2 protein-coding genes are annotated in these 2,208 nt (G+C 46.5%); both read right to left on the bottom strand.

The features are described 5' to 3' along the window. On the bottom strand, window positions 1-622 hold a 622-nt coding region (locus KDK17_RS01715; protein WP_257287199.1), incomplete at its 3' end, for a CorA family divalent cation transporter. A gap of 687 nt (window positions 623-1,309) precedes the next feature. Next, window positions 1,310-2,208: hypothetical protein (locus KDK17_RS01710; RefSeq protein ID WP_257287198.1), on the bottom strand; the 899-nt coding region annotated here is incomplete at its 5' end.

Here is a 2,208-nt window from a genome sequence, read left to right as displayed (position 1 = left end):
TGTGACGGCAGTTTTTCAGGATGTATCCAAGGCAGCGCTGGCTGTCCAGCAGATTAAGACGAACTTTGCCGTTTATATCTTCCTGCAGGGTAATATTTTTCAACAGGTCATCGACGTCAGTGTCATCATCAGAAAGAGCATGCTGACTGGTGGCTTCGAGATTCTCGTAAACTTCTTCCAGAGTGTCAGCCAGAAACTGAACTTTAGTATCAAACAAAGCGATCAAGATATCGATCGGTGTTCGTGCCTTGATGTGTTGAAGTTTCAGATAGTTCCTCATTAATCGGAAAAGGGCAGTAGGTTCATCCTGAAGTGTAACCAGCTGGTCGTCACGAAGGTTGAAAGCAACGTTGATGCTGCGAAACTCCTGACCCGCCTGATGGGGGAAAATAGAACGAATATGAAAACCTGTCTCACTTTCAAAAAATCGAGAAGAGGCTTCAATTTCGTACAGTGCATCTTCGTCTTCTATAAATCCCGGACACTCCTGTTTCAGCCACTCATCTTCACTGTCTTCCAATTCAACAAGGTCTAGCCAGAGGGTATTTTCAGGAAGCACCATATCGGTCTGTATGCGGGTGATGCAGTACTGCTCGGTATCACGGTGATAAGCGTTGATCATAAATACAGACCCTGATAGCAATTCTGGTTTCCGGCGTCTGTTGGACTTAAGCTTTCAAATTGTCTCAAATCCATCAGGCCCATTAGGGAAGGGTCGCTCTATTGTACAGATAGATGCACCTTAGTCCAGCCATGATCCGGGTCTGAGAGGCAATAGAATTATCCATCAAAGTACAGTCGCAGGTCTTGTTAGACTTTTTACCGGGCAGGAACATCGGGACAGTTCTGCTCAGCAGGCTCTAAAGTCATCATTACCAGTCGATGTTAATTCAAGGGGCTGATCTTGGGTAGAAGGGGTGACATAGTAATTGGCAACCCTCAACCGTTTTAAACTCCCGGCTTTCAGCACCATCATCGGATAATATCCCGAAGGGTTACTTTTGTAATTTTAATCAGAAGCTCTAAAGTGGTTAATCCATTGTAAAAAGATGCTTTTTATTGAGAAGGACTCTGAATATAACAACGCTTAGTCAGCCATTCCTCATGAGTCATGGACGTTGCAGAGAAAATAAAAGGACAGCTGAAAATTAAAATCATTCCTTTAGACTTTAGACTTTAGACTTTAGACCATCTTCATCTATACCGGACCGCTGAGATGGGGAAGCAATCGGTTTGCCGCCCCGGGTAAAGTTAATCTGAATTCTAAGAAGTCGCTGGTGGTCTTTTCAATAAGATCGTTAACGGCTTCCTATAGTTTGGTCTCGCGAGTGTCTGTATCCGAAGGCTCGAAAGAGGTCTGCCTGCTGATGGGACAGATTTCTATTTGGTATGGGCCAGACCATTGCTGATTTCGATTATCGAACCAGGTTTTTAGCTGGTCGGCATTCACTGCTTTCGACGTCCAGATGTTAAAGCTCACCGTCTGGCTGGTTTCCCCCAGACTGTACGACACCAGATCATACCCTCCTGTGTATTGCAGCATGAGCCTTATCTGCTGCAATCTGTCGATGTCCAATATGCTTGAGTCCGAGTCAAAGGTGAAACTCACCTGAAACTGGTTTGTAAAGCGAGTGTGGCTGAAAAATAAGGCAGCAAGAGCCGAGCCGAAAAGTCCAGAGGTCAGGCATCCGGCTCCAAATTTAGTCATTCCTGCACCAAACCCGGCACCGGAACTTATTCCTGTTATACACAGAGCACCCAGAACCGCATACTTTCCACGGGACCACGACGGATTTACTACGGAGTCACATACCTGGTTACCACCACATGAGCACTGCATCAGACAGTTGTGCTCTAGCGCTTCCGGGTCACTTACAAAAATGCCACATCGAGGATATGGCTGGCAGGCATACATTTCGTCAGCTTCCATAGCAACCAGACTGGCGAATAAGCGGACAAGCGTCTGCAGCTGATTTGATGGAATATGAATGACCGGAACACTTGCAGCACTCTCTATTCTTTCCAGGAAAGCAGTAACTGTGGCAGTCCCGGTTGGCAGTTTGTAGACAGAATGTTTCGAAACAGCAGCGGGTTGAGAGGTTAAGGGTCGATCAGAAGCACGGGAGGGCGCTGTAGCTGACGAAGAAACGACTTCAATTGCCCGAGAGACTGGCAAGCCCCCGACGGCTCCACATTCTTGATTTTCAT

The sequence above is a fragment of the Endozoicomonas sp. SESOKO2 genome (assembly GCF_024606245.1).
GTDB lineage: Bacteria > Pseudomonadota > Gammaproteobacteria > Pseudomonadales > Endozoicomonadaceae > Endozoicomonas_A.
The sequence above is the reverse complement of the archived record's forward strand: the minus strand, read 5'-3'. Positions and strand labels throughout refer to the sequence as shown.